Source organism: Xanthomonas sp. 3058 (genome assembly GCF_014199765.1).
In the GTDB taxonomy this organism is placed as follows: Bacteria; Pseudomonadota; Gammaproteobacteria; order Xanthomonadales; family Xanthomonadaceae; genus Xanthomonas; species Xanthomonas campestris_B.
The window spans coordinates 65148-91001 of record NZ_JACHOF010000002.1 but is presented as its reverse complement, the minus strand read 5'-3'; the positions used below and the strand labels follow the sequence as shown (position 1 = coordinate 91001).

The window sequence follows — 25854 nt, the reverse complement described above, 5'->3', positions numbered from 1 at the left end:
ACGTCTCCAACTTAGTCCGACCTAGCTGTCCTAGCGACATGTGCCAACGTCTTCGTGCCAACCAATGGAGATGGATGAAGCGTGTGCCCGGGGCGGGAATCGAACCCGCATAGCCTTGCAGCTGAGGGATTTTAAGTCCCTTGCGTCTACCAGTTTCGCCACCCGGGCATAGCGATAGCGTGCCTGATTGCGCGCCGATTGTGAATCTCCATGCGGGGGGGCGTTGCTGCACTGACGGCTGGATTGCCGCCTGCGCTATGCTGCCGCCGCACAGCTGCGCGGTAACCGACCGCGCGCGACCGAAGGAACCGCATGTCCAGCACCACGCTTCTCGCCCCGCTTCAGTCACGCATCGCCGTCATCGGGCTGGGCTATGTCGGTCTGCCGCTGGCTGTTGCATTCGGTGAGCGGCGCGACACGCTGGGCTTCGATATCGATGTGCAGCGGGTCGGACAGTTGCGCGAGGGCCACGATGCCACGCTGGAGCTGGACGACACCGAGTTGGCCGTTGCAACACAGTTGCGCTACAGCGCAAACGCTGCCGATCTGGCGACATGCAGCATCTTCATCGTCACCGTGCCGACGCCGATCGACAGCTTCGAGCAACCGGATCTGCAGCCGCTGCGTAGCGCGACGACATTGATCGCTGCAGCCCTGAAGCCGGGCGACTTGGTGATCTACGAATCCACCGTCTATCCGGGCACCACCGAAGAAGTCTGCGTGCCCTTGCTCGAAGCCGCATCGGGGCTACGTTTTAACGACGATTTTTTCTGCGGCTACAGCCCCGAACGCGTCAATCCGGGCGACCGCCAGCGGCGTTTGCGCGATATCCGCAAGATCACCTCCGGCTCCACCATAGAAGCTGCCGACGCGATCGACGCGCTGTACACCAGCATCATCACCGCAGGTACCTGGCGCGCGCCGTCGATGCGCGTGGCCGAGGCTGCCAAGGTGGTCGAAAACATCCAGCGCGACGTCAACATCGCACTGGTCAACGAGCTGGCATTGATCTTCGACAAGCTCGGCATTGACACGCTGGATGTGCTGGAAGCGGCCGGAACCAAGTGGAATTTCCTGCCATTCCGGCCCGGGCTGGTCGGCGGCCACTGCATCGGCGTGGATCCGTATTACCTGATGCACAAGTCCGAGAGCGTGGGCTATCACCCGGACCTGATCCACACCGCGCGGCAGGTCAATAATCGCGTGGGTCGGCACGTGGCCGAGCGTGTCTGCGGCATGCTCGCCACGCGCGGCGTGGTGCTCGCGCAGGCGAGGGTGCTGGTGCTGGGCGCAACCTTCAAAGAGAACTGCCCGGATCTACGCAATAGCCGTGCACTGGAACTGGTGCAGTTGCTGCAAGCTGCGGGCGTGCAGGTCGATACCTGTGACCCGTGGGCCGACCCGGCAGAAGCCCTGCAGCATGCCGGCGTGCAGCTGTGCGAGGTTGTGGACGAAGGTGCCTACGACGCGGTCGTGCTGGCGGTGGCGCATGCGCAGTACCGCGACTACGACGCCCAGCGCATCGCCGCGTTGGGCAAACCGGGCGCGGTGATTTACGACGTCAAATCGGTCTGGCCGCGCGAAGCGGTCAACGATCGTCTGTAACGCACCCGTCTTGCTGCTGCAGCCAGTGCACCGCGCCATGTGCGGCACGTAATCCGCTGGCGAAGCAGGCGGTCAGCAGATAGCCGCCGGTCGGTGCCTCCCAATCGAGCATTTCTCCGGCGCAAAACACGCCAGGTTGTGCGATCGCCATCAGCCCATCGTCCAGCGCTTCCAGCCGCACGCCGCCGGCCGAACTGATCGCCTCGGCAAGCGGGCGCGGCCTGAGCAAGCGCAACGGTAACTGCTTGAGCGTGCGTGCCACCTGCACAGGATCGTCGCCGGCCTGTTTGCCCAGGTGTTCGTACAGCAGTGCGGCCTTGACGCCGTCGATGCCGACCTGTCGGCGTAAATGCTCGCTAAAACTCCGTCCCTTGCGCGGCTTGTCCAGTTCGGCGCTCACGCGCTCAAGGGAACGTCCCGGCACCAGATCCAGGCCAAGTTCGGCCACGCCTTGCGCATCGATCTGCTCTCGCAAGTCTGCAGCCACCGCATAAATCAGGCTGCCTTCGATTCCGGTGGCGGTGGCCACGCATTCGCCCTGCAGTTCGTGTTGCACGCCATGGCGATCTTGCCAATGCGCCACCACCGGCTTGAGCGGCGCACCGGCATGCCGCTGCACAAAATGCGCGCTCCAGTCGATGTCGAAACCGCAGTTGGCCGGCACCAAGGGCGCAACCGCGATGCCGCGTTGCTGCAGTGGCGCTTGCCACAGACCATCCGAGCCAAGCTGCGGCCAACTGCCGCCACCGAGCGCCAACACCACCGCGCCTGCAACGCGCTGGATGTCACCGGTTGGTGTGTCGAAGCGCAACGTACCGTCATCGCTCAACCCAAGCCAGCGATGCTGCACATGAAACACCACACCCTGTTCCTTGAGTCGTCGCACCCAGCCACGCAACAACGGCGCCGCCTTGCGATCCATCGGGAACACCCGTCCGGAGCTGCCGACATAGGTGTCCACCCCTAGATCACGCGCCCAGGCGCGCAGCGCTTGCGCATCGAACTGCTGCAACCAGGATGCGACAGCATCGGTACGTTCACGATAACGCTGCGCAAAGAGCGGCATTGGATCGGAATGGGTGAGGTTCAAGCCGCCCTTGCCGGCGATCAGGAACTTGCGACCGACCGATCCCTTGGCTTCGTACAGATCCACCGCAAGACCTGCCGCACATGCCACCTCGGCCGCCATCAAACCAGCCGGCCCGCCGCCGATCACCGCCAGCCGTCGCTTGCTCACGTCCGTCATTGCAACGGCACTCAGCGCGGCTGCACGCCAAGCAATTCCACATCGAACACCAGCGACGCGCCGGGCGGAATCACCCCGCCTGCACCGTTATCGCCGTAGCCGTACTCCGGCGGAATCATCAGGGTGCGCTTGCCGCCCACGCGCATGCCGGCCACGCCATCGTCCCAACCGCGGATCACCTGGTGGCCGCCCAGCACGAACTGGAACGGCTCGGCGCGATCGACCGAGCTATCGAACTTCTTGCCATGCTTGTCGGCGGCTTTTTCGTCGTACAGCCAGCCGGTGTAGTGCACGGTGACCATCGCGCCGGGTGTGGCTTCTGCGCCGGAGCCGACATTGCGGTCGATCCGCTCGAACGTGGCGATGGTGCCCCCGGACGGCGGCAGGGCAGGCGCACAGCTTGCGAGCAGCAGCGCGGCACAAAGCGTCAACAGAAGGCGCATGGGATGGTCCGTCAAAGGAAGTGCGCCATTATCGCACCTGGCTCCCGGTATCATCGCGCCCATGGCCAAGCTGCTGCTCAATCTGCGCAATGTTCCCGATGACGAAGCCGACGAGGTGCGGGCGCTGATGCGCGAGCATCTCGTGCAGATCTACGAAACCCGGCCCGGCAATTGGGGCATCTCCGCTGGTGGCATCTGGCTCAGCGACGATGCCGACTACCCGCGCGCCAAGGCGGTGATGGATGCGTACCAGGCCCGGCGCGGCACGGTCGCACGTGCACAGCGCCAGGCAGCGCTCGCGTCCGGCACTGCCGAAACCTTCGGTGCGCTGCTGCGCAGGCGTCCGCTGTTCGTGATCGCCACGCTGATCGGGATGCTGGTGGTCGCGTCGCTGGTATTGCTGCCGTTTCTGCTGTTGCGCGGCTGATCGCACCTGCGGCGGCATCGGCTTAAAATAGCCGCATGATCACCAATACCGCTGCCTACCAGTTCGTCACCATCCAGAACCCACAGCAACTTGCCGACGCCGTGCTTGCGCATGCCGAGCAGCAGGCATTGAAGGGCTCGGTGCTGGTGGCCGAAGAGGGCATCAACCTGTTTCTGGCAGGCGATGCCGGGCAGATCGGCGCGTTCTACGCTTGGTTGCAGGCAGACCAACGCTTTGCGCAGATGCGCATCAAGTACAGCCTGAGCGCGTTGCAGCCGTTCGCGCGGCTCAAGGTGAAGGTCAAGCCGGAGATCATCAGCTTCCGCCGGGACGATGCGTCTCCGCTGCAGGGCCGTGCGCCGACGGTGACGCCCGCCGTGCTGCGCGAGTGGATGCGCAACGGGCGGGACGATCGCGGCCGCCCGCTGGTACTGCTGGACACGCGCAACGCGCAGGAAGTGGCATACGGTACGTTCCAGGGCGCGTTGACGCTGCCGATCGACAAGTTCACCGACCTGCCACACGCGCTGCAGACACACCGCGCCGGGTTGGCCGATGCCACTGTGGTCAGCTTTTGCACCGGCGGCATCCGCTGCGAAAAGGCCGCGTTGTGGATGCAGGCCGATGGCATGGACAACGTGCTGCAACTGGAAGGCGGCATCCTGGGCTACTTCGAAGAAGTCGGTGGCGAAGGCTATGAGGGCCGCTGCTTTGTCTTCGACGAACGTGTCGCAGTCGATTCCGAACTGCGTCCGCTGGTCGATGCCGAGCGCAGTACCGAGACGGGAAAAATCTGACCAAGCGCGAGTGAATTGCCCGATATTCGCGCACTTACCTGGCTTGCATCATCTGATGACGCCGCGATGGTGCTTCCAATGCCTGCCATGATAGACAGCGGTAGAACGCTATGGGCTCTGACTCAAAGGTAATACGTCGCATCGAGCTTGCCCTGAATTATTCACGCAGCTAGGCTGCATCAGCCAGCCGCACAGCGAGGACAACAAGGATGACCATCAGAGTTTTTCTGATTGACGATCATGCACTCGTGCGCACAGGCATGAAGATGATCCTGTCCAAGGAAGTGGACGTCGATGTGGTTGGCGAGGCGGAGAGTGGCGAGGCGGCATTGCCGCAGATTCGCCAGCTCAAGCCCGACATCGTGCTATGCGATCTGCATCTGCCTGGCGTTAGCGGGCTGGAAATCACCGAGCGCATCGTCAAAGGCGATTACGGCACACGCGTCATCATCGTATCCGTGCTCGAAGACGGCCCATTGCCCAAGCGTCTGCTAGAAGCGGGTGCCTCGGGCTATGTCGGCAAAGGCGGCGATGCGAACGAACTGCTGCGTGCGGTGCGCGAGGTCGCGCTGGGTCGGCGTTATCTGGGCAACACCATTGCGCAGAACCTGGCCCTGTCAAACCTGGAGGGCGGCGGTTCGCCCTTCGATGCCTTGTCGCCCCGCGAGCTGGAAGTCGCTTTGCTGCTGACTCAGGGCCTGCGCCAGGAGGATATCGCCAAGCGCTTGAGCCTCAGCGCCAAGACCGTCAATACGCACAAGGCGCGCCTGTTCGAGAAGGTCGGCATCCAGGACAACATCGCATTGGCGCGCCTGGCCAATCAGTACGGCCTGACCGATCCGTCCAGAACCTTGTAACGCGCAGCCTTGAATGCGGCACAGCCGTCGTGCTGCGCAGTCGCATCGACGGCGCTCCGCGAGCACGCGGTTGCTTGCCGGAGCGTAGCGCTCGCCAGCCCGGCGGGGCGTCAGCCGGATTCCACGAAGGCATACACCCGCGAAAAGTCACCTTTCGCGGCGTCCTTGCGATGTGCCATGAAGATGTAATCGCCGTGGTCGGAAAAGCTGAAACCGGCCTGGCCGCCTGACGCCAGCTTGATCAGGATGAACCAGTCGTCAGGCGTCGCGATGTCCGACCAGCCCTGTCTGCTCGCATGCTCGGCTGCCAGCTGCTGAATGGCGGACAGGCCCCGTATGCCGCAAATGCCGAACATCTGGTGCTGCGGGCCGTCGCCGACCTGGAACCGTTCCGCAATCGCCAGCGCGAAATCGGAGAGATCGTCCAGTTCCGCATCCGCGTCGATAGTCGGACGGTTGCTGCCGGAGAGATCGAACGGGGCGCTGAGCGATCGCTCCAGGCGCAATCCCTGTGCCGATTGGCTGATCTCGTATTCCGAGGCGAACACCATCACCGCCCGACCGTCACGCTTGAAGGTCATGCGTCCTTGCGCATCGGTGTCCACCGACAGCCCATCGACGCTGACTCCATTCGCGACGAAGCGGTCCTGGTCACGATTCCATTCGGCCATGCGCAACGCGGACTCGGTGGTGTCGATTGCATCATCGGGCAGGGCATGGGCCACCAGTGCGGTGCCGGGCGGGGTGAACAGCACGCGCCAATCGGAATAGTCAGATCCCGTGAAAAAGGCGAGCAGTCCCGCTTGCGGCAGGATCTCGGCACGCTCCGGCAGCTCGGCGAGTTCGATCTGGGCGAGAAAGTTCAGATGGAAGCCGCTGGCATCGCGTGGCCAGTCCATTCCCTCGGGTAGATCGGGACCGCCGCCAATACGGCTCAAGCCGATCGCGTTCTTGTCCGCCACATCGATTTCGGTGAGGGAGACAGTGGGCACTACGATTTGACGCAAGAGCTCGCGCTTGTCGTCCAGGCCGAGCATGGCCACGGCCTTCTCGAAGCGCGTCTCGATGTCGGCCACGGGCGCGCGGGCTCGGGCATCGCCGGTGGCTTTTGCCAGGGCGTTTTCCCGCTCCAGCTGCACGACTGCGGCCGCATCCAGAGCTTTCTTCACCTGCGACAACACGGCGTCCTTTTGTTCGTCGCCCGCCATTCGCGCCCCGCTGGCCGCAGCGCCATCCAGCTTCACCTGGATGGAGCCGAGCAGCCGCTCGAAGTCTGCCTCGATTGCCGCAAGGTCGGCATCGCTGGTCATCGCCGTGGCGTGATACCAGGTGCCGCCATCGGCGGCGACCAGCAAAGCCCGCAGCCGGTACCAATCCCGCGCATGCGTCGTTTCCCAGTCCTCGAGGCGACCCTTGAGCTTGACCATCTCACCGTGCATTCCGGCGAAAGCAACGGCTTTGCGTTCGACGAGCGGGTCGTCGTCGCGTACTACATTCGTCAGCCAGTCCTGCGGCGACACGTCCTGCTCCACATCCGCCGTCCACACGCTCATCTGAGGGGAGAACGTGGTCTGCGGCTGGCATTTGAGACTGATCGAACCGGCGAACACGCGCGCGTTTTCGAACATCGGATTGGCTTGGATGGAAAACTCCTGCGTTTCGACCAGTCGCATCGGCATTCTCCTGTGATGACGCCCGCTGCCACAGAGGGTGGCTCGGCGCGCAGAGCCAGATGATAGCGGTGTCCAGCAGCGGCGGACACTCTGTCCTGGCGGTTGCCCAGGATGACCGATGCCGTGCGCACGGGTGATTTTGCCGCCATGGTTGTTGCGCGGTCGGCGAGATATTGCGCGCGTCTTCACGCTGGTCGCAGCGGCGGCTGCGGTCCATTGCAGGCGGTCCACATGCGCGTCTCGACGCATCGTCAATGAACGTTGACCGGAGAGCGAGCTTTCAGACGGTTCGAGGAGACCTCGTTGCGGGCAGGCGGCACCCAAAAAAACAGCGGCCCGAAGGCCGCTGTGTCTGATGCGCATCTTGCCCGAGCACTCGGGCGAGATGCTTCATGCCCAACCGATCAGTGATCGCTACGCGGCTTGCCTGCTTCGTCCTTCGATGCGTCCACTTCAGCATCACCCGGTTGCGGAGTCGTCGGCTTGATCGGCTCGGAGACAGCGACCGCCGGCTTGGGCTGTTCGGCCTGTGCCTGCGTATTGACCGGCGTTGCGGTCGCGCTTCCGGTCGGCACCACCGCAGTGGGCGTGGAGATCGGCGCTTGCGCCTGCGCTGGCGACAAGGCATCGAGCAGCGTCGTCTGCACCGGGGCATACGGCGTGCGTACCGGTGCTGCGGGGGCGGCCTCGGTGGTCGGCAGGCTCTGCGGCGACGTCGCCGTGGAGCTCACCGCACCCTCGGAATCGGCATCGCCGGACGTCGCTGCATGCGGCGCGGTGACGGTCGCCACGGCGGCATGCACCGCCGGGGCGTTTGCCGATTGCGTCGGGGGCGGCGTCTGGACGTCGGACGGCCTGGCTGTCGCCGTGTCGGCTTGCACAGGCTGCGTCTGTCCATGGGACGTTGCCGCAGGCGCTGCCTGCTGGGGGCCGGTCGAGATCGGTGCCTCAGGTGCGGGCGCAGCCACCGGTGCAGCCTGGGGCTGTGCGACAGGCTCGGAGACTGAGGATGCCGGGTCGGCACACTCGGCTACGGACCTCGGTGCCGCCATCGGAGCAGCAGCAGGAGCCGCCACCGGCGCGACCGGTGCCGTTGCTGCAGCGCGTTGTGTCGGCTCGGCTGCAGCGGCCACCGGCGCAGTCGCAACATGCTGTTCCGACGACGGCGAGGTGTTGGACACCGGCGCAGTGGTCGCTGTCGCGTCATCGGCCGCCCGAACTTCCTGACGTTCCTTGGGGATCGGACGCGGCTTCACTGCGACCGGAGCACTGTTGTCGGCCTTCGGGGGCGCCGAGGTCACAGGCGTGGTGGCGTCATCGTCGAAGTCGAACTCCGGCTGTCCGGCGCGCGGCGCAGCAGCGGACGACGACTGCGTCGCGGCCTCGTCGTTGTCGCCGTCCAGATCGCCCTCGCCATCGCCGTCCAGATCGTCCGTCTCCAGACCATCGGCACCGGTGCCGCCTTCGCCATTGGCACCTGCGCCACGACGACGACGACGACCGCCACGACGACCGCGACGACGACGGCTTCCGCCTTCGCCATTGGCCGAATCATCGCCCGGGGCATCCGGCGTCTGGCCATCCGCGATTGCGTCGCTGCCGCGATCGGCATGCGACTCGCTCACGATGCCATCGACCGGGTGTGCCGGCGTTGCTTCGCTTGCGGCTGCCTGCGCTGCGACAGGCGCAGGAGTGGAGGCCACTGCCAACACTGCACTCTCGGTTGCGGCAGTGGCGGTCAGCGTCTGTGCGGAGGCGGTGCCTTCGTCCTGACGCGCAGGACGCGGCTGACGCTCGGGCGTCGCACCATCCTGCTGCTGTGCGGGTGCACGCGGCGGACGCGGGGTCTGGTTCTGCGGCTTTTGCTTCTGCTGCTGGGGTTGCTTCGGCGCCTGCGGGTCATTGCGCGGCGGCTTGGGCACCTGCACCTGCTGTGCCTGAGCGCCGTTCTGCGCGTTCTGGCCGTTGCTCGGCTGGCGACGCTCGTCACGACGTTCCTTGTTGGCGCCATTGCCGTTGCCATTGCCGCCATTGCCACGCTGCTGATTGCCAGCGTTGCCACCGTTGCGGGCATCGCGGCCGTCACGACGTTGGCCGCCGCGATCGCTACGCTCGTTACGGTTGCTGCGGCCGGCATCGTTCTGACGCGGGCGCGGGGTCGATTCCGGCGCTGGAGCGACCGGCTCGACGCCACCGAAGATCCGCTTCAGCCAACCGACCACGCCGGTGACCGGCGCCGGAATCGGCAACGCGACGACCGGCGTCGGTGCGGGTGCCGCAGCGACCGGGGCAGGGGCTTCCTCACGCACCGGCGCCGGCTGGCTCGGCTTGATCGAGGTCACTGCCGGAGCGGCGGGGATATTCAACTGCGCCTTGGTCAGCGCATGCACCGGCAGCTTGCGCGGGGTGCCGCGCTGGTAGCTCGGCTTGCCGCTGTCTTCGCCCAGCTCGTTCTCGCGCAGGCGGGTGACTTCGTAATGCGGCGTACGCAGCTGCTCGTCGGCGACGATGATGATCGGCGAATCGTGGCGCTGCTCGATCTCGCGCAGCGCGCTGCGCTTTTCGTTGAGCAGGTAATTGGCGATCTCTACCGGGGCCTGGACCAGCACCTGTCCGGTGTTTTCCTTCATGGCATGTTCTTCGGCCACGCGGATGATCGACAACGACAGCGATTCCACGCTGCGCATGCGGCCGTGGCCATCGCACAGCGGGCAGACGATCTGGCTGGACTCGCCCAGGCTCGGACGCAGGCGCTGGCGGCTCATTTCCATCAGGCCAAAGCGCGAGATGCGGCCTAGCTGCACGCGCGCGCGGTCGTACTTGAGCGCGTTCTGCAGCTTGTTTTCGACTTCGCGCTGATGCTTGGTCGAGGCCATGTCGATGAAGTCGATCACCACCAGGCCGCCGAGATCGCGCAGGCGCAACTGGCGCGCCACTTCTTCGGCCGCTTCCAGATTGGTCTGGAAGGCGGTCTCTTCGATATCGCTGCCCTTGGTGGCGCGCGAGGAGTTCACGTCGACGGCAGTCAGCGCTTCGGTCTGGTCGACCACGATCGAGCCGCCCGACGGCAACCGCACATTGCGCTCGTAGGCGCCTTCGATCTGCGATTCGATCTGGAAGCGGTTGAACAGCGGAATGTCGTCGGTGTAGTGCTTGAGCTTGCGCAGGCTCTGCGGCATCACCTGCTGCATGAACTCCTGGGCGTCGGCGTACAGCTCCGGCGTATCGACCAGGATTTCGCCGATGTCGGCGCGCAGGTAGTCGCGCAGGGCGCGGATGATCAGGCGCGATTCCTGGTAGATCAGGAAGGCGGCCGGCTTGCTCAGTGCGGCCTCGGCGATCGCCTTCCAGGTCTGCAGCAGGTAATCCAGATCCCACTGCAGTTCTTCGGCGTCACGACCGACACCGGCGGTGCGGATGATCACGCCCATGTCGTCGGGAATGTCGAGCTTGTCCAGCGCGTCCTTCAGCGCGGCACGGTCTTCGCCTTCGATCCGGCGCGAGACACCACCGGCGCTCGGCGAATTAGGCATCAGCACCATGTAGCGGCCGGCCAGCGAGATGAACGTGGTCAGGGCAGCGCCCTTGTTGCCGCGCTCTTCTTTGTCCACCTGGACCACGATTTCCTGGCCCTCACGCAACAGCTCGCGGATGGTCGACTTGTTGTGGTCGACGCCGGCCTGGAAATAGTCGCGGGAGATTTCCTTCAGCGGCAGGAAGCCATGGCGCTCGGCACCATAGTCCACAAACGCCGCTTCCAGCGAGGGCTCGAGACGGGTGATACGGCCCTTGTAGATGTTGGACTTCTTTTGTTCCTTGGACGGCTGTTCGATGTCGATGTCGTACAGGGTCTGGCCGTCCACAATCGCTACGCGCAGCTCTTCGGCCTGCGTTGCGTTGATCAGCATTCGCTTCATTGTTGCGTTCCTCACGCGCTCTACCGCGCGGAACGCCGTGACGTTTCGCCTCTGGAACAGCTTGTCGGCCCTTCGCGCAACGCGCGGACAGGCCTGACCAGGGTTTCCAGCGCTGCAACACCACGGCAGGCCGCGGGAGCGCTTGTCTTTAAGTTTTATAGGTGTTTCAGGGCCGGCAGCCGCGTCCGGACGGACCGGGGCAGCGCACGGGACATGTTCAGCGCAACGGTCTAAAGACCGCCGGCGATGGCCGGGTAGGCCGGTGAGCCGCTAACATGGCCGCCCCGGGGGCGGTGGTCGCGCACTGTGCCGGACTCATCGGAAGGCAGGCTTCTGGCCAATCAACTTCCAACGAAATCAAACCCTTATCTCGCTCGCCGAGTGTAACAGAATAAAGAGCCGGATGACCGACCCCCAGCCCCCCAAGCCGCCCACCGACCGTGTGGGCGTGCGTATTCTCAAAGTTCCGGAAGACCGTGCTGGGCAGCGGCTGGACAATTTCCTGCTCGGCCAGCTCAAGGGCGCGCCCCGCAGCCTGATCTACAAGCTGGTGCGCAGCGGCCAGGTGCGGGTGAACGGCGGCCGCGCCAAGGCCGAGCGCAAGCTCGAAGGTGGCGAGGAAGTGCGGATCCCGCCGGTGCGCGTTGCCGAAGAAGGCGACAAGGCGGCGCCACCGTCGTCGTTCCTGGCCAGGCTGGAAGCGGCGATCGTGTTCGAGGACGCGCGCCTGCTGGCGCTCAACAAACCCTCCGGTGTCGCCAGTCACGGCGGCAGCGGGATCAGCTTCGGCGCCATCGAGACCTTGCGGTCGCTGCGTCCCAATCAATCGTTGGAACTGGTGCACCGGCTCGACCGCGACACCTCGGGCCTGTTGATCGTGGCCAAAAAGCGCTCGGCGCTGACCGAGATGCAGGCCTTGATGCGGGAGGACGACCGGGTCGAAGGGCGTGGCATCACCAAGCGTTACCTGACCTTGCTGGTCGGACGGATGCCGGACGGAGTGATGACGGTCGATGCGCCGCTGCACATCGGGCTGCGCCAAGGCGGCGAGCGGCATGTGCAGGTGAATGCGATCGGCAAACCGTCGCTCAGCCACTTCAAGCTGCTGGAGCGACGCGGCGGGCACTCGTATTGCGAAGTCCGCATCGAAACCGGCCGCACGCATCAGATCCGCGTGCATGCCCAGCACCTGGGGCACCCGGTGGCGGGCGACGACAAGTACGGCGAGGCGGAGGTCAACAAGCGTTTGCGCGACCAACTTGGCTTGAAGCGGCTGTTCCTGCACGCAGCGTCGCTGGAGTTCGCATTGGATGCCGGCAAGACACCTTATGTACTGAGTGCACCGCTGGCGCCGGAACTGGCCGACGCGCTGGACCGTCTGGGGCGCTGAAGCAGCCTTGGTGGCGGCTCCAGCGCCAGCGGCTCAGCCTGCGTGCCGGGTGTCATGGTGGCCGTCGTGATGTTGCTGTGGAGCGCGCGGCCGGGCGGGATGCGGTTCCATCGACCGGGCTGGGGCGGCGCGTGGCGGTGTGAAGGAAGCCATCCGCTGCATGTGCTGTTGCGGTTCGGCCTTCACTGCAACGCGTTGCTCTGGCCGTGGGGGCGCCAACTGTTGCGGGCGTTGAATGCGAGCGGGGCGCGCAAAGGCTGCCTGCGACAGTGCCGGCGTGCGTTGCTGGTCGCGCACGGGTGGCTTCCAGAGCGGCAGCTGCGCTGATGCCCGGGGCTGGTTATCGCGCACGTCCCGCATTGCGGCCGCATCATGCGTCGGCATCGCTGCGCGTTGCTGCTCGACGGCTGCCGGACGGTAGGGAACGGTCCGCGATAACGGCCCGGTTGCGCGGGCGGCTGGACGCGCCGCCTGCGCTTGCATCTGTGGCACATAGCGCGAAGCCGGCGATGCCGATGGCATGGTCGCCGGCACTGCACCCGGCGCGCGCAGTGCCACCGGACGACCGGGCTGCAGCATCTGCGCATTGAAGCGCGGCGTGGACAGATGCGCGTAATCCGGTGCGCGGCGGAAGCCAGCGGGCGAGGGCGTTGCTGCGTTGGGGCCGGGCATGCTGCGGGGGGATTGCGCGCGTGCCGTAGACGTCATTGCCTGAACGGCTTGCGCTGCAGCGCCGTGCTGCGGTGCCAACCCGGCAGCGGGCGCGGATACCGGAGCCGTAGTGAACCAGCGCCGCTGGTCCTGGCGCACGTAGGAGCGAGCGTCGATCGAGGTGGTGCGGTTGTTGATGATGGTGGTGCGCGGCGCATAGACATGATTCTGATAGACCACGTAATGCGGTGCGGCAGGCGGGGCATTCCAGTCCACGCCCCAGGTGTTCCAGCCCCAGCGATGCCAGGCCGGCGCTGGCGCAGCCCAACCGAACCAGCCGTGGTGATGCTCCAGCGCACTGCCGACCAACACGCCCACGCCGAACGACACCACGCCGGTGGTCACCAGGTCTTCCTGGCGGTACCAGCGCACCGGGCGATAACCGTAATCGCGGTAGACATCGACCGGCGTGCCGTAGACCACGCCGGGGTCGTAACGCGGCACATAGACCACGTCCGGCTGGGCCGGCTCGATCGTGATCACCTGTGGGGGAGGCGGAATACGGTCCTCGTCCAGGATCGGTGTCACCACGACATGGCGCGCGACCTGGACCTGTTGTTGCGGCGTGCTGCGCAGATGGCCGCTGGCCTGGGCGCGTTGGCGCATGACCTGCACCGCATTGAGCACGTCGTTGGGGTCGTGGGCGTAGGCATCGCCGAGCGCACGCGTCCAGTCGAGGTTGCCGGCCAGTTGATCCACCACATCCGGAAACGCGGTCAATGCCTTGACGCTGGGGTCCCACGGCTGCGGCACGGTGGCCTGCGCGCGGTCGGCGGCAGTCAGATTGCGATTGCTGCGCAGCCAGTCCTGGGCGGTGAGCACCTGATCCGGATAAACCGACGCAGCCAGGGTCTGCGCCAGGAGCTTGTCCGGGAACAGTGCGATCGGTGCGACCAGCTGATACAACTGGTCCGCTGTGGGCGGGGTATAAGCCGGCGCGGGCGGTGGCGTCACGGCGGTAGAGGGCTCGGCTGCGGTTGGCGCAGTCGGCGGCGCTGCGTCGCGCTGGCATCCGCCCAGGACCAACATGCTGCTGGACGCGATGGCCAGCGCCAAGGCAAGGCGCTCCTGTGACCATGTGTGGCGTTGCATACGGCACCTCGCTGTGTGCACGTGGATGACGCGCGTACCATGCGCCGCCTTGAATGTCTGGGAGCTTGCTACAAGGCGCCTGACCATGGCCGAGCACGGCTGCGTTCAGGCATCGTGCAAATAGCGCAGCCTAGGGCGTTGCGAAGCGGAACAACACCAGGCTGATCGCAAGGGTTCCCATTCCGGCCACCAGGCCGTAGACCGTCTCGTGGCCCTGCGCATAGCGCTTGGCGGCTGGCAACAATTCATCCAGCGCCAGAAACACCATCACCCCGGAAATCAGCCCGAAGACTGCACCGAATACCGCTTCTGACAGCACGTTGGACAAGGCCAGATAGCCGATGCCGGCACCGATGGGTTCGGCCAATCCGCTCAGCAGGCTGGCGCCGAAGGCATAGAACTTGTTGCGCGTGGCGAAGTACACCGGCACCGCGATCGCAATGCCTTCGGGGATGTTGTGGATGGCGATGGCAAACGCCAGCGGCATGCCCACTACCGGGCTTTCTAGCGTCGCAAAAAAGGTCGCCAGGCCTTCGGGGAAATTGTGGGCGGTGATGGCGATGGCCGTCATCAAACCAACCCGGCGGATGTAGGCGCGGTTGTCGTCGCGGAACAGTGGATCGTCGCTGGACAGGCTCTGGTGTGGATTGGGGACCAAGCGATCGATCACCATGATCAACAACATGCCGGCCAAAAAACTCAGCGTGCCGAGAGTAAAGCCGAGTTTGTCGTTGTAGGCGTTGGAAAATGCGGAGATCGACTTGTTGAGAATCTCCGACAGCGACACGTACACCATCGCACCGCCAGCGAATGCCAACCCGAACGCCAGCAGGCGCGGATTGGGCTTTTTGGAGAACACGACCATCAGGCTGCCGAGTCCGGTCGCAAGACCTGCCGCCAGCGTGACCGCAAAGGCGGTCCAGACATTATGGGATGACACTTCGAGCATGTGACGCAACGACCTTGTGGAATAAGGAACGATCCGGCGAGGCGCGTGGCGACGGCAACGACGCACACCCGGCCCGGCCACCGGCAGATGCAGGATGGCCATGCCTGGATGACGGACGCGTGGTGTCTGACGCGGCCTGCGTGCCAATCTACGCAGCGAATAGACGCGTGCGCTTGATGTGCTCAGTGCGCGATTGCCTGCATCGCAAGAACACATCGGCGCACGCCTGGACCTGGATTCGTGCCGCTACGCACGCCGCATCAACTGCCGCGACGTGCGCGCTCTTCGATGGCAAAACATTCGTCCGGGCGCGGCACCGGTGGCTTGAAGGCGACCGGCACCTGGATGGTTTGCGGCACCGGCTGGCCGTTGCGCGTGGCGGCCCGGAATTTCCATTCGCGCACGCGCGTCTGAGCGGCTTCGTCCAGCACCGGCTGGCCGCTGCTCTGGGTCACCGACACATCGGTGGGCGTGCCTTCGGTGCCGATCACCACCCTGAGGACCGTGGTGCCGCCGATACCGGCGCAGGCCAGTTGCGGCGAATAGTCCGGCGGTGGCGTTTTCACTGCCGCCAGCTCGGTCGGCGCAGCGGCCGGGGCGGTGGCCTGCTGCGGCGACTTGCCACAGCCGCCGAGGCCGGCAGCGACAAACAAACCGGCGAGGGCGGCGCGATACCTGGTCATGCCGTGACTCCTTGATCGTAGAGTTGCGCCGTCTTGGCCGCGCAGATGAAGTCGTTCTCGCTGAGCCCACCGACGTCGTGGGTGGAATAGCGGACCACCACGCGATCGTAGTGCACCCCCAGATCGGGGTGATGGTCTTCGCGGTGGGCAATCCAGGCCAGCGCATTGACGAAGGCGAGGGTGCGGTAGTAGTCGGCGAAACGGAACGTACGGGTAATGGCCGTGCCGGCTTCGCTCAGCTCCCAGCCGGGCACCTGCGGCAACAGTTCGGCCAGGCGCGCTTCGCCCAGCCTGTGGTCGCTGCCCTTGCGCGGAAGGCAATGGGCCTGCTCCAGGGGAATCAGATCGGTCATGTCGGTCTCGCAGGGGTGGCGGACGGTGCGCCGTCAGGATCACGGTGTTCCATGAGCGGGGGCGCAATGAGCGCTAGAATAACCCGCATGATCCAGATATCCGACAAAGCCCAGACCTATTTCCGCAAGCTCATCGAACGGGAGGGCGTGCCCGGCATGGGCGTGCGCCTGAGCGCGGTGGACGCGGGCACCCCGCGCGCCGATGCGCGGCTCGAGTTCGCCGAGCCGGCGGATTTGAGTGGCGACGAATGGGCGATCGACTGCGACGGCTTCACCCTGTATATCGTCGCCGCCAGCGTGCCGTGGGTGGATGGCGCCGAGATCGATTACGTCACCCAATCCACCGGCAACCAGCAGCTGACCATCAAGGCGCCCAAGATCAAGGGCGAAGCCCCGGCCGATTCGGCTTCGATGGTCGAACGCGTGCGCTGGGTGGTGGAGAACGAGATCAACCCGCAGCTGGCCTCGCATGGCGGTCGGGTGGCGGTCCAGGAGGTCTCCGCTGACGGTGTGGTGTTGCTGCGTTTTGGTGGCGGTTGCCATGGTTGCGGCATGGCCGATGTCACCTTGAAGCAGGGCATCGAAAAAACCCTGATGGGACGTGTGCCGGGCGTGATTGCAGTCCGTGACGCCACCGACCACGCCACCGGCGACGCGCCGTACATCCCGCGCGACAGCGCCGCCTGATTCCGCGTCACCCGTGATCACTGCCGCCGATCTGCTGCAGGCGCTGCTGGCGCGTATGCCGGGCAGACGCATTCTGGATCGGCGCACCGGCTTGCCTTATGGCTGGGCAAGCTGGATGAGCCGCCGCAACGTTGCGACGGCGCCGTTCGACGATGCTGCGGTGACCGGCGTCCTGCTGGCGCGGCCGCTGCCTCCACGCAGTGCCGGCGTCGCTGCAATCCTCTCGCCATTTCAGGCATTTCGCAGCTTGTGGTGGCAGCACTGGGAGCCGCGACCGCGCGATCAGCGTCCGCAGCATTGGCTGGCGCTGCTCGGTAGCCTGTTGATCCATCTTGGTTTTATTGCACTGCTGATCTGGGTGGTCAGCGTGCGCTGGGCGCCGGACGAATCGACGCAAGCCGACGAAGCACGCGTGCGCATGACCTTTATCGGCGACGGCACGGCGGAGCAGGGCGGTGGCGAGGGTCAACCTGCAGCGCAGGCGGCTGCTGGTGATGCATCGGCGGCGGCGCAATCCAGTGCGTCTGCTGCAACCGCCAACCCGACCGCGCAGGCAACGCCGACGTCGACGCCGACGGCATCCCAGCGGACCGACAGTCCCGGTGTTGCCCAGCCGCAGGAGATCGCAGCTGCACAGGAGCCATCGGTTGCAAGCGAACCAGTGACGCCGGACGTACCGCAAGTCAGGGTCCAGGTGCGGCCGGTGACGATCGAATCGCCATTGCAGGTCACCGAAACGCCGGTGGCCACGAACGATTTCGTCGTGCCGCCGCCCCCCACAATGACCCTGACGCCACGAACGAGCACGCCGGCAGCGCCGCAGGTCGAAGTCCGGCAACGCGACATCGACCCGGTGACAGAACGGCCACAGCTACGCGAATTGCAGCGTCCCGCCACAACCGTCGCCGTCCGATCCGCCGATGCCCCCGCCGTGCGCGAGCGTGAAATCGTCGTGCCGGAGCGACCGCAGATTGCCGCGCCGGCAGTGCGCAGTCGAGCGATCAGCCCAACCGTTCGCATGCCGGATGTCGCAATTCGAACTGCCGAATTGCCGAACGTGCCGGATGCTGCACCAACGCCCGCGCCGGTTGCATCGCAGCCCGAGCCGAAACCGTCACCGGCACCGGTAGCTGTACCGGCGACGCCATCGCCGACCGTTGCCGCTGCAGCGCAGAGCACGCCAGCTGCCGCGCAACCGGCGCCGCAGGCCAATCCGACGCGATCCCAGCCCGCGGCCAACGCGGCAGCGACGACAACGTCATCGCCCAGACCAGCAAGCGGCGGCAACGCCGGCCCGAAGCCCGCCGACCGCAGCGGCGGCTGGGATGTCGCCGCCAACGCTGACGACTGGAGCAAATCGGACCGCAACCGCAGCGGCGAAACCACCGGTGCGAACGGCCAGCGCAATGGCATGTTCAAGACTGACGGCAGCGTCCGCGTCGCCGGAGCCGGTGCGGACGGTCACGGTGCAGACAATCGCGGACCGCCAGGCAGCGAGACCGACACCTGGACCCGCGACCAGATCGCTAAAGGCGGCACCTGGCTCAAGCGTCCGCCAGAGGGCTACACGCCAACGTCGTTAGACAAGTACTGGATGCCGAACCAGTCGCTACTGCAGGAATGGGTCAGCAGAGGCTTGAAGAAGATCGAGATTCCGATTCCTGGAACCAACACCAAGATCAGCTGCGTGGTTTCGCTGCTGCAATTAGGTGGCGGATGCGGCCTGAGCGACCCGAATCTCAACGATCAGCCCGCAACGGCAAGACCGCCGCCGGACGTACCGTTCAAGCGGGAGTTGCAGGAAGACAATGGGGCTGTAGCTAACCCTTGAACCATGTTGCGCGGCGTATTTTTCGCAACGTATTGAATGCATAGTCTTTCGTGGATCTTCGACAGCTGCGGTCGAAGCAGGACTCCTGGCGCGCGGCAACCGGGATGGCCATCGGGGCCTGACCGGTATGCGCGAACGGGCGAGAATTTTGCCGCAACGCTATCGGCGAGATCCAGGCCGGCGAGGAGCGCTGCGGTACGGCTGCGCCTGCCACGTTGGCGCGTGGTGACAGGTATTGGAGTTCAGGGTGGGTCTTGGCTCTAACCGCTCAACGAGCAAATTCGTGGAGATCAGCGAGAGCCTGACGCCTTGCTTTCGCAGGTTATCCGCGTGCCGAGAGCACCGCATGCGACAGGATTTCCAGGCCCTCGTGCAGCAACGCATCCGGCGTGGTCAAGGGGGCCATGACTTTCAGCACCTCGCCGCGCGCCCCTGCCGTTTCGATCACCAGTCCGTTGCGGAATGCGTCCGCGCTTGCGCAGGCAGCACGTTCGCGCGTGCGCAGGTCGAGCCCCATGAACATGCCGCGTCCCTTGACCCGGGCTTCCGGCACGTGCTCCGCCATGCGTGTCAGCGCCTGGGCCACGATCTGGCCACGCCTGTCGATGTGCGTGCAGAGCGCATCGTCTGTCCAGAATTTGCGCAGCGCCACCGTCGCGGTGAGCATGGCATGGTTGTTGCCACGGAAGGTGCCGGTGTGCTCTCCGGGACGCCAGCTGTCGTGCTCGGGAGCGACCAACAACAGGGAAAACGGCAAGCCGAAGCCCGACAATGATTTGGACAATGTAATGAGGTCGGGGACCAGTTCCTGGCCGTCAAAACTGAAGAAATTTCCGCAGCGCCCGCATCCGGCCTGGATATCATCGACGATCGTCAACGCGCCATGACGGCGAGCGGCCGCGAACACCCGCTGCAACCAGGGTGTGGACGCGACGTTGAGTCCGCCTTCGCCCTGAACCAGTTCCAGCACGATCGCCGCAGGTGGGTCGATCCCGCTGGAAGGATCGTCGAGCAGCGCCTCGAGCAAGGCGGCGCTGTCGACTCCGGTGCCGAGATAGCCATCGTACGGTAGCCGGGTGACGCCGCCATGCGGCAGGTCCATGCGGTGGTGGCGGCTACCGGTGACGGCCAGCGCTCCCATCGACAGGCCGTGGTAGGCATTGCTGAAGGCGATGACGTTGTGACGTCCGGTGCGCTTGCGCGCCAGTTTGAGTGCAGCCTCGATCGCATTGGCGCCGGTCGGGCCGGTGAACTGCAGCCGGTGCGAGAGCCCGCGCGGCTGCAGGATATGCGCGACGAAGGCGTCGATGAAGTCGTGCTTGGTCTGCGAATGCAGGTCCAGCGACATCGCCAGGCCGCCATCGCGCAGGTGCGCCACCAGTGCCTCGGTCATGTCCGGATCGTTGTGACCGTAATTGAGTGCGCCGCAGCCGGCGAGAAAGTCGATGTAGCGGCGTCCCTGCGCGTCGAACAGCTCACTGCCAGCAGCGCGGACGAACAGCGCGTCGAACGCGCGGCAATAGCTGCGTACGTTGGATTCATGCTGCTGAAACAGTTGGCGAGGGTCGTTCATATCTGTCTCGATTCGTCACGGCAGCATCCCGCCCCAGCCAGGCCAGATGCGTCGATCCCGCTTCCGTGCTGCCTGCCCGATGCTGGCGGCGAGCGACGTTGTGGGCCACGTCGCATCCGCCAGCGGGCGACGGTTGCCGTACGCCGCGCCAGGCGCTGCTGCCAAGCGGTGGATGCGCGCTTTTTTACAGCGATGCTTGGCCGGCAACTTGACTGGCCGTGACGCGCGTTTGTCTGCGGCGTCGCCGGTGGGCCTGCCGCGATGCATGGGCATGTGCGACGTATTGTGGTCATCTGCGCGCGTTAGGCTCGTACGATGCAGACCCTGACCTGCCTGGACGATATGCAAGCCTTGGCGCGTAGTCGGGTGCCGCGCATGTTCTACGACTATGCGACCGCCGGTAGCTGGTCGCAATCGACGGTGCAGGCCAATCGCCGCGATTTCGATGCGCTTGCGCTGCGCCAGCGCATCGGTTGCGATGTTTCGCTGCGTAGCACGGCCACGCTCATGCTCGGGCATCCGGTGACGATGCCGGTGGCGCTGGCGCCGACCGGACTGGCTGGCCTGATCCGCGCCGATGGCGAGATGCTCGGTGCGCGCGCGGCCGAGGCGTTCGGCGTGCCGTTCGTCCTGTCGATGATGAGCATCTGCTCGCTGGAGCAGGTCTGCGCGAGCGTGCGCCAGCCTTGCTGGTTTCAGCTTTATCCGCTGCGTGATCGAGGCATCGTGGCGGCGTTGATCGAGCGTGCGAGCGTTGCCGGTTGCAGCGCGTTGGTGGTGACGATGGATGTGCCGTTCCTGGGCCAGCGCCATGCCGATCTTCGCAACGGACTGAGCGTGCCGCCCCGCTTGCGGCCCGCTGTGCTGCTGGATTTCCTGAGCCATCCGCGCTGGGCACTGGGAATGTTGCGCACGCCCCGCCGTTGCTTCGGCAATCTGCTCGAGTACGCGCCTGATCGAGGCGATCTGCAGACGCTTGCGGAGTGGACTGCTCGCCAGTTCGACGCCAGCCTGGGATGGGACGACCTGGCCTGGATCAGAAGCCGCTGGGGTGGGACGCTGGTGGTGAAGGGCGTGCTCGATGCGGAAGATGCGCGGCAGGCATTGGCGGCCGGCGCCGACGCATTGGTGGTCAGCAATCACGGAGGGCGACAACTCGATGGGGCCGTGTCGAGCCTTCGCGCGCTGCCTGCGATCGCCGAGCTCGCCGCCGGCCGCGCCGAGGTGCACATGGACAGCGGCATCCGCTGTGGCCAGGACGTGCTCAAGGCGCTGGCGCTCGGGGCGTGCGGTACCTATATCGGCCGTGCGTGGCTGTATGGGCTCGGCGCACTCGGCGAGCAGGGCGTGACGCGGGTGTTGACGTTGATCCAGCGCGAACTGGAATTGACGATGGCCTTGTGCGGGCGGACCCGGATCGCGGAGATCGATCGCTCGATCGTGCTGGATTGATCGCATCCGGCTGCGCGCTGGCAGCTGGGGGGCAGGAACCGCGTCTTCCTCACCGCAATGGAGATCGCGTGGCGGGTCTGCTTGTTGCGCCTGCCCTGCTCAAATGCGCAGCGCAGCGGTCCATTACGCAAGGCTGGGCGCCATCTGGTGCAGGCCATTGCCCGCATGCAGTCGATGGCGCACGAATCGCGCGAACCGCGCGATGCCTTCGGCGATCCGGTCGGTTGCCACGTTGCTATAGGCAAGGCGTACCTGTTGGCGGCAACTGCCATCGATCGCGAAGAAGCACAGCGGCATCACCAGCACGCCGCACTCGCGCGCGCAACACGCGGCTTCTTCGGCGGCGAACACGAACGGCAGCGTAACGACCAGGAAGAAGCCGCCTGCCGGAACGTTCCAATGGATCTGCGGGCTCATCTCGCCCAGTTCGTGCGCCAGGCATTCCAGCATGCGGTCGCGATTGCGCCGGTACAGGGCACGCGGCGCCTCGATCAGGCTCGCCAGGCTGCCACCGTGTTCGATCAGCACGCCGCCGACGATGGCTTGGGTGACCTGGCTGGTGTTGAGCGTTCCGAAACTCTTGCGCCGTATCAGCGCCTGGTGCAGGGCGCCTGCCGCTGCCGCACTGCCGAATAGTGTCGGTGGCAGCAGCAGGAAGCCCACGCGCAGGCCTGGGCACAGCGTCTTGGAGTAGGTGCCCAGATAGATGACGCACCCATGGCTGTCCAATGCGCGCATCGTGGGTACGCGCTCTGCTTCGAACGCAAACAGCCCGTATGGATTGTCTTCCAGGATGAGGATGCCGTGCGCGGCGCACACGGCCATGATCGCCTCGCGCTGATCGTAGGGCAGCACCGTTCCGGTGGGGTTGTCGAAATCCGGCACCAGATAGAGCAGGCGCGCACGCTGCCCGGCGGCGTTCAGCGCGTCCAGCGTCTCGGCCAGTGCCTCGGCGTCGGCGCGGCCGTCGCGATTGAACGCGGTGATGGCAATGCCGTGGCTGTCGGCGACTCCGGTGATGCCGATATAGGCAGGATTGCGGACCAGCACGACATCGTTCGGCTGTCGGCAAAGTTCGGTGACGCACAAGTGCAGCGCTTCCTGGCAACCGGCGGTGATCAGCATACGATCGGTGCTGGCCGGTACGCCTTCGTCCACCGCCAGCTGCGCCACGACCAGGTCGTCAACGATGCCCTGGGTGGTTCCGTACTGTGCGATCAGTTCGAGCGCACCTGCCTGGCTGATGTGGTGACGCTGCGCCAAGTGCGCGGCGAAGCGCGGGACGGTGCGCATCCAGGCCTGTAGATCGAAGCAGCTGTCGGTCGGACGTCCTGAAACGAACGAGATGGCGTTGGAGTGTCGTGAAGAAACTTCGTTGAGAAAGTTCATCACGTCCAGACGATCGCCGCCGGCTGCTGGGGAGGCGTTTGTGTTGGGCATCGGCTGGCTCCTGAGCTGCGAGATGTTCGGTCAATAGGCGCCGCTGCGCTCCAATTGCGCGAATAGCTCGTTGACCGAGGCATCCTGGAAGCCGACTTCGCCGCTGCGCTCGATGAACTCGAAGCTCAGGCCAGTGACCTCGTCGCGCTTGGAGAAGGTCTGCCGCAGCCCCTGACCTTCGATCACGTTGGTGTCGAAGGCCAGGCCGCGCTCGCGCAGGTGCTTGGCGGTGGCATGAGCATCGTCGACGCGCAGTGCGATATGGGCGACGCCCACGCCGTGATTCTCGATCAGTCGCGACACCTGCGATTGCGGTTCGGTGCCTTGGCACAGCACGAACATGAGGTCGCCATGCTGCATCTCAGCCGAAAGCATGCCGGTTGTCTTGCCACTGATGTGGCGTCGCCCTGTCAATACAAAGCCGAGTTGGTCGCGGAACAGTGTAATGGCCGCTTCAAGATCGTTTACGGCGAGCGCGATGTGATCGATCTTGTGATAGCGCGGTGCATTATCGAGTTGTTGGACAATTTCAGTCATCGAACGCTCCGTATGACATCGGGGAATCTACTGGGTTGCCGACGAAAATCGTATCTTGGCAGGCGGGTGTGCGCAGACTTGCAAGACGGGTCAGTCTGTATCGCTGCAGATATTGGGGTGTTTCAGGCGCATGCAGCGCTTGGAGTTGGGGGTTGAAAGTAGTCGGCAAATAAGAAAGCGCTGTGACAATGCATAAGTCGATTTAGTTAACCCGAGTTCATGCCGGGAAATTGGAGGTATAAACATTTCTTTTTATGAAAATAATTTAGTTATACATTTCTTCAAGGAAGTTTATTCCCCGTGAAAATATTGCATAAATACTTTTATGAGCCCGGTTTAAGATTTTAAGTTAAATAAAATTCAATGATGTATGGTTCCATATCTACGGTTTTGTTTTTTGATGTTGTCACGAAAAGTACGCAATGCCTGCCTAGCATCCCGTGCCCACAACTTGATTCCTGAGGGGCCGGATGGGATGAATAAGTCATGCCGAGCACAAATGGAACTTTCACGTTGCGCACCGGATGTGCGGCCTGCGTCATCGTTGGAGATACTTAATTCGTTTTCTACCTCGCAAGTTCACCCAGGCGAGCGCGTGCTTCGCTGGCTTGAGTGGATGTCACGCTCGGTCGGTGCGGTCGTTGACGACACGCCCGGTCGACACACGTTTTCCTTCATTCCTTCTCAACCGGCGTTCCAGGGGTCTGTTACCCAATTACGCCTGGGCGATCTACATGTTTCCAAGGTGTCGGCCAGCGGGCATCAGCTCGAGTTGACGCTCGGCGGCGACGCCGAGCGTCATTCCCACGTGCTGATTGCGCTACAATTCAAGGGTATGAGCACGTTCGTGCACGATGACGTGCCGTTGGAGTTGCGGGCCGGCGAGATGGCGGTGCTGTCGATCCAGCGGGCGTTGAGTATCGTCAGTGAATCCAATGTCGAACAACATTTCATCTGGTTCGAGAAGCCGCGGCATGCGATCAGGATGATGGATGGCGTCGTCTCGCATCGGCGTTGCAGGCCGGCGCCGATGCAGCGCCTGGCATGCAGTTTCGTCGAACGCTTGTTCAATGAGCCAGATCTCTGCAATCCGGAGAGCGGGCAATTTTTTGCGCAGGCGATGATTAAACTGCTGGAGCTGGCGTTCAAGGAAGCCGCCGTGGCGAAGCCTCAGGTGGAACCCAACCGGCCCTCGCGCGAGATGGTGTTGCAGTTCGTCGAACGCAATCTGCGCGACCCGAAGTTGTCCCCGGACACCATCTCGCGCGCGCTCGGATGGAGTAAGCGCACGGTTTATCGCGCATTCAAGGGAGGTAACGGCGAGAGTCTGAACGGTTATCTGTGGCGGCGACGAATAGAGCAATGTGCGCAGGAGCTGCGCGGTTCCAGTAACTTGAGTATTACCGGGATCGCCTATTCTTTCGGTTTCAGCAGTTGCCCGCATTTCAGTCGTCTATTCAAGCAGCAAATGGGTGCGTCGCCGCTGCGGTATCGCCGTGGCGATTATTGATCGGCGTACGCATCACGGTCGATAGCGAAGAAGAGCAGGTAAAAAAACCTAGCGAGCGCCTGTCAGTGAGTGCAGTGGTTTTGTCGGCCGTATCTTGGTGGATGCCGTCAGAAGTCCAGATCAAACACTGAGTGGGTCGAATGCGCGGTGCCCTCACCGCTGGCGGGACACGCCGCAAGTACGTCCATGTAGGCTCGGTGGCGGCATCCATGCCGCCACCCGGTCCCGCAAGCGGCGAGGACACCGCACCAGAGACTCCGCTGGTTGCTTGGTTTAAACCCATGCATGCCGACCATCTCGACTGGTCCTTGCCCGTCCAGCGTCGCGGGACCTTACGCGGCATGGATGCCGCGTAAGCGCTTACAAGGACGTAGCTTGCAGCGTGTCCCGCGACGCTGGGCGGGAACGGGCCCTGCAGCCAGGCCGCAGATCAGCCGGCCTGCAGTAGGCTGACGCGAAGTCGTTTTGTTAGCCGCTCTAAAGCTGCTCGGGCCAGCATGCGCGATATAGCGGGCGAGATCGCCCGATGCGCACTCTGTTCGCGAGCAGCGACCGTTGCGTGGCCGCCACATTCCGCATGTGTGCATTGATCGGACCGGCATTGCACGGGTTCGCCGTCGCGGCATGCCAGGTGCATCCTGCGCAGCGTTGATGGAAGGCGCGCGGGGCAGGCGTTGCCGT

20 protein-coding genes and 1 tRNA gene are annotated in these 25854 nt (G+C 64.5%); 9 read left to right on the top strand and 12 right to left on the bottom strand.

The window, feature by feature from the left end:
* Nucleotides 1-84: 84 nt before the first annotated feature.
* A tRNA-Leu gene (locus tag GGR61_RS04310) sits at nucleotides 85-168 on the bottom strand.
* Between the two features lie 144 nt (nucleotides 169-312).
* On the opposite strand from GGR61_RS04310, the gene GGR61_RS04305 reads away from it, so the two are divergent.
* A complete protein-coding gene (locus GGR61_RS04305; RefSeq protein WP_184620577.1) occupies nucleotides 313-1605 on the top strand; it encodes a nucleotide sugar dehydrogenase in 1293 nt (430 codons plus the stop codon).
* On the opposite strand, the gene GGR61_RS04300 is transcribed toward GGR61_RS04305, so the two are convergent.
* Nucleotides 1589-2851, bottom strand: a complete 1263-nt coding sequence (locus tag GGR61_RS04300) for a TIGR03862 family flavoprotein (protein WP_184620576.1) — start codon at nucleotides 2849-2851, stop codon at nucleotides 1589-1591. The genes GGR61_RS04305 and GGR61_RS04300 overlap by 17 nt on opposite strands.
* A gap of 11 nt (nucleotides 2852-2862) precedes the next feature.
* A complete protein-coding gene (locus GGR61_RS04295) occupies nucleotides 2863-3294 on the bottom strand; it encodes an FKBP-type peptidyl-prolyl cis-trans isomerase (RefSeq protein ID WP_184408869.1) in 432 nt (143 codons plus the stop codon).
* Between the two features lie 61 nt (nucleotides 3295-3355).
* Here GGR61_RS04295 and GGR61_RS04290 point away from each other — a divergent pair, with 61 nt between their 5' ends.
* The 3 genes from GGR61_RS04290 to GGR61_RS04280 all read left to right on the top strand — a co-directional run bounded on the left by GGR61_RS04290 (nucleotide 3356) and on the right by GGR61_RS04280 (nucleotide 5375).
* Complete coding sequence (locus GGR61_RS04290) at nucleotides 3356-3721, top strand: DUF6164 family protein (RefSeq protein ID WP_184620575.1); 366 nt, start codon at nucleotides 3356-3358, stop codon at nucleotides 3719-3721.
* A 35-nt stretch (nucleotides 3722-3756) separates the two neighbouring features.
* Nucleotides 3757-4518: a sulfurtransferase gene (locus tag GGR61_RS04285; RefSeq protein ID WP_184620574.1), complete on the top strand. Its 762-nt coding sequence runs from the start codon at nucleotides 3757-3759 to the stop codon at nucleotides 4516-4518.
* A gap of 209 nt (nucleotides 4519-4727) precedes the next feature.
* On the top strand, nucleotides 4728-5375 hold the full coding sequence (locus GGR61_RS04280; RefSeq protein WP_184408866.1) for a response regulator: 648 nt from the start codon (nucleotides 4728-4730) through the stop codon (nucleotides 5373-5375).
* Between the two features lie 110 nt (nucleotides 5376-5485).
* Here the strand turns inward: GGR61_RS04280 and GGR61_RS04275 are convergent, their stop codons facing one another.
* Complete coding sequence (locus GGR61_RS04275; protein ID WP_184620573.1) at nucleotides 5486-7048, bottom strand: DUF1963 domain-containing protein; 1563 nt, start codon at nucleotides 7046-7048, stop codon at nucleotides 5486-5488.
* A gap of 404 nt (nucleotides 7049-7452) precedes the next feature.
* Nucleotides 7453-10956 carry an Rne/Rng family ribonuclease gene (locus GGR61_RS04270; RefSeq protein ID WP_184620733.1) on the bottom strand — a complete coding sequence of 1168 codons (3504 nt, stop codon included), beginning with the start codon at nucleotides 10954-10956 and terminating at the stop codon, nucleotides 7453-7455.
* A 412-nt stretch (nucleotides 10957-11368) separates the two neighbouring features.
* On the opposite strand from GGR61_RS04270, the gene GGR61_RS04265 reads away from it, so the two are divergent.
* Nucleotides 11369-12355, top strand: coding sequence for an RluA family pseudouridine synthase (locus GGR61_RS04265; protein WP_184620572.1), 987 nt, complete (start codon nucleotides 11369-11371; stop codon nucleotides 12353-12355).
* A gap of 33 nt (nucleotides 12356-12388) precedes the next feature.
* Here the strand turns inward: GGR61_RS04265 and GGR61_RS04260 are convergent, their stop codons facing one another.
* From GGR61_RS04260 to GGR61_RS04245, 4 genes are all read right to left on the bottom strand, one after another.
* A complete protein-coding gene (locus GGR61_RS04260; RefSeq protein WP_184620571.1) occupies nucleotides 12389-14158 on the bottom strand; it encodes a DUF3300 domain-containing protein in 1770 nt (589 codons plus the stop codon).
* Nucleotides 14159-14288: 130 nt separating this feature from the next.
* The gene (zupT, locus tag GGR61_RS04255) at nucleotides 14289-15107 is read right to left on the bottom strand and encodes a zinc transporter ZupT (RefSeq protein ID WP_184620570.1); all 819 of its coding nucleotides are present in this window, start codon (nucleotides 15105-15107) and stop codon (nucleotides 14289-14291) included.
* 260 nt (nucleotides 15108-15367) lie between these two features.
* The gene (locus GGR61_RS04250) at nucleotides 15368-15790 is read right to left on the bottom strand and encodes an energy transducer TonB (protein ID WP_184620569.1); all 423 of its coding nucleotides are present in this window, start codon (nucleotides 15788-15790) and stop codon (nucleotides 15368-15370) included.
* Nucleotides 15787-16143, bottom strand: coding sequence for a 4a-hydroxytetrahydrobiopterin dehydratase (locus tag GGR61_RS04245; RefSeq protein ID WP_184408859.1), 357 nt, complete (start codon nucleotides 16141-16143; stop codon nucleotides 15787-15789). Before GGR61_RS04245 ends, GGR61_RS04250 begins: the two co-directional genes overlap by 4 nt.
* An 87-nt stretch (nucleotides 16144-16230) precedes the next feature.
* Between GGR61_RS04245 and GGR61_RS04240 the strand changes: the two genes are divergently transcribed.
* Nucleotides 16231-16830, top strand: a complete 600-nt coding sequence (locus GGR61_RS04240) for an NfuA family Fe-S biogenesis protein (protein ID WP_006450396.1) — start codon at nucleotides 16231-16233, stop codon at nucleotides 16828-16830.
* A gap of 13 nt (nucleotides 16831-16843) precedes the next feature.
* Complete coding sequence (locus GGR61_RS04235; RefSeq protein ID WP_184620568.1) at nucleotides 16844-18661, top strand: transmembrane repetitive protein; 1818 nt, start codon at nucleotides 16844-16846, stop codon at nucleotides 18659-18661.
* Nucleotides 18662-18983: 322 nt separating this feature from the next.
* Here the strand turns inward: GGR61_RS04235 and GGR61_RS04230 are convergent, their stop codons facing one another.
* On the bottom strand, nucleotides 18984-20234 hold the full coding sequence (locus GGR61_RS04230) for an aspartate aminotransferase family protein (RefSeq protein WP_184620567.1): 1251 nt from the start codon (nucleotides 20232-20234) through the stop codon (nucleotides 18984-18986).
* A gap of 315 nt (nucleotides 20235-20549) precedes the next feature.
* Here GGR61_RS04230 and GGR61_RS04225 point away from each other — a divergent pair, with 315 nt between their 5' ends.
* The gene (locus GGR61_RS04225; RefSeq protein ID WP_184620566.1) at nucleotides 20550-21686 is read left to right on the top strand and encodes an alpha-hydroxy acid oxidase; all 1137 of its coding nucleotides are present in this window, start codon (nucleotides 20550-20552) and stop codon (nucleotides 21684-21686) included.
* A gap of 123 nt (nucleotides 21687-21809) precedes the next feature.
* Here GGR61_RS04225 and GGR61_RS04220 read toward each other — a convergent pair whose 3' ends face one another.
* Nucleotides 21810-23126 carry a PLP-dependent aminotransferase family protein gene (locus GGR61_RS04220; RefSeq protein WP_184620565.1) on the bottom strand — a complete coding sequence of 439 codons (1317 nt, stop codon included), beginning with the start codon at nucleotides 23124-23126 and terminating at the stop codon, nucleotides 21810-21812.
* A gap of 30 nt (nucleotides 23127-23156) precedes the next feature.
* Entirely contained in the window at nucleotides 23157-23663 is a 507-nt protein-coding gene (locus GGR61_RS04215) for a VOC family protein (RefSeq protein ID WP_184408854.1), read from the bottom strand.
* A 499-nt stretch (nucleotides 23664-24162) separates the two neighbouring features.
* On the opposite strand from GGR61_RS04215, the gene GGR61_RS04210 reads away from it, so the two are divergent.
* On the top strand, nucleotides 24163-25173 hold the full coding sequence (locus GGR61_RS04210) for a helix-turn-helix domain-containing protein (protein WP_260286880.1): 1011 nt from the start codon (nucleotides 24163-24165) through the stop codon (nucleotides 25171-25173).
* Nucleotides 25174-25854: the final 681 nt, after the last annotated feature.

What these genes read in the sequence shown, in the direction of transcription:
- GGR61_RS04305 (WP_184620577.1), top strand. Translation starts at nt 313, where the DNA reads ATGTCCAGCACCACGCTTCTCGCCCCGCTTCAGTCACGCATCGCCGTC.
- GGR61_RS04300 (WP_184620576.1), bottom strand. Translation starts at nt 2,851, where the DNA reads ATGACGGACGTGAGCAAGCGACGGCTGGCGGTGATCGGCGGCGGGCCG.
- GGR61_RS04295 (WP_184408869.1), bottom strand. Translation starts at nt 3,294, where the DNA reads ATGCGCCTTCTGTTGACGCTTTGTGCCGCGCTGCTGCTCGCAAGCTGT.
- GGR61_RS04290 (WP_184620575.1), top strand. Translation starts at nt 3,356, where the DNA reads ATGGCCAAGCTGCTGCTCAATCTGCGCAATGTTCCCGATGACGAAGCC.
- GGR61_RS04285 (WP_184620574.1), top strand. Translation starts at nt 3,757, where the DNA reads ATGATCACCAATACCGCTGCCTACCAGTTCGTCACCATCCAGAACCCA.
- GGR61_RS04280 (WP_184408866.1), top strand. Translation starts at nt 4,728, where the DNA reads ATGACCATCAGAGTTTTTCTGATTGACGATCATGCACTCGTGCGCACA.
- GGR61_RS04275 (WP_184620573.1), bottom strand. Translation starts at nt 7,048, where the DNA reads ATGCGACTGGTCGAAACGCAGGAGTTTTCCATCCAAGCCAATCCGATG.
- GGR61_RS04270 (WP_184620733.1), bottom strand. Translation starts at nt 10,956, where the DNA reads ATGCTGATCAACGCAACGCAGGCCGAAGAGCTGCGCGTAGCGATTGTG.
- GGR61_RS04265 (WP_184620572.1), top strand. Translation starts at nt 11,369, where the DNA reads ATGACCGACCCCCAGCCCCCCAAGCCGCCCACCGACCGTGTGGGCGTG.
- GGR61_RS04260 (WP_184620571.1), bottom strand. Translation starts at nt 14,158, where the DNA reads ATGCAACGCCACACATGGTCACAGGAGCGCCTTGCCTTGGCGCTGGCC.
- zupT (WP_184620570.1), bottom strand. Translation starts at nt 15,107, where the DNA reads ATGCTCGAAGTGTCATCCCATAATGTCTGGACCGCCTTTGCGGTCACG.
- GGR61_RS04250 (WP_184620569.1), bottom strand. Translation starts at nt 15,790, where the DNA reads ATGACCAGGTATCGCGCCGCCCTCGCCGGTTTGTTTGTCGCTGCCGGC.
- GGR61_RS04245 (WP_184408859.1), bottom strand. Translation starts at nt 16,143, where the DNA reads ATGACCGATCTGATTCCCCTGGAGCAGGCCCATTGCCTTCCGCGCAAG.
- GGR61_RS04240 (WP_006450396.1), top strand. Translation starts at nt 16,231, where the DNA reads ATGATCCAGATATCCGACAAAGCCCAGACCTATTTCCGCAAGCTCATC.
- GGR61_RS04230 (WP_184620567.1), bottom strand. Translation starts at nt 20,234, where the DNA reads ATGAACGACCCTCGCCAACTGTTTCAGCAGCATGAATCCAACGTACGC.
- GGR61_RS04225 (WP_184620566.1), top strand. Translation starts at nt 20,550, where the DNA reads ATGCAGACCCTGACCTGCCTGGACGATATGCAAGCCTTGGCGCGTAGT.
- GGR61_RS04220 (WP_184620565.1), bottom strand. Translation starts at nt 23,126, where the DNA reads ATGCCCAACACAAACGCCTCCCCAGCAGCCGGCGGCGATCGTCTGGAC.
- GGR61_RS04215 (WP_184408854.1), bottom strand. Translation starts at nt 23,663, where the DNA reads ATGACTGAAATTGTCCAACAACTCGATAATGCACCGCGCTATCACAAG.
- GGR61_RS04210 (WP_260286880.1), top strand. Translation starts at nt 24,163, where the DNA reads ATGGAACTTTCACGTTGCGCACCGGATGTGCGGCCTGCGTCATCGTTG.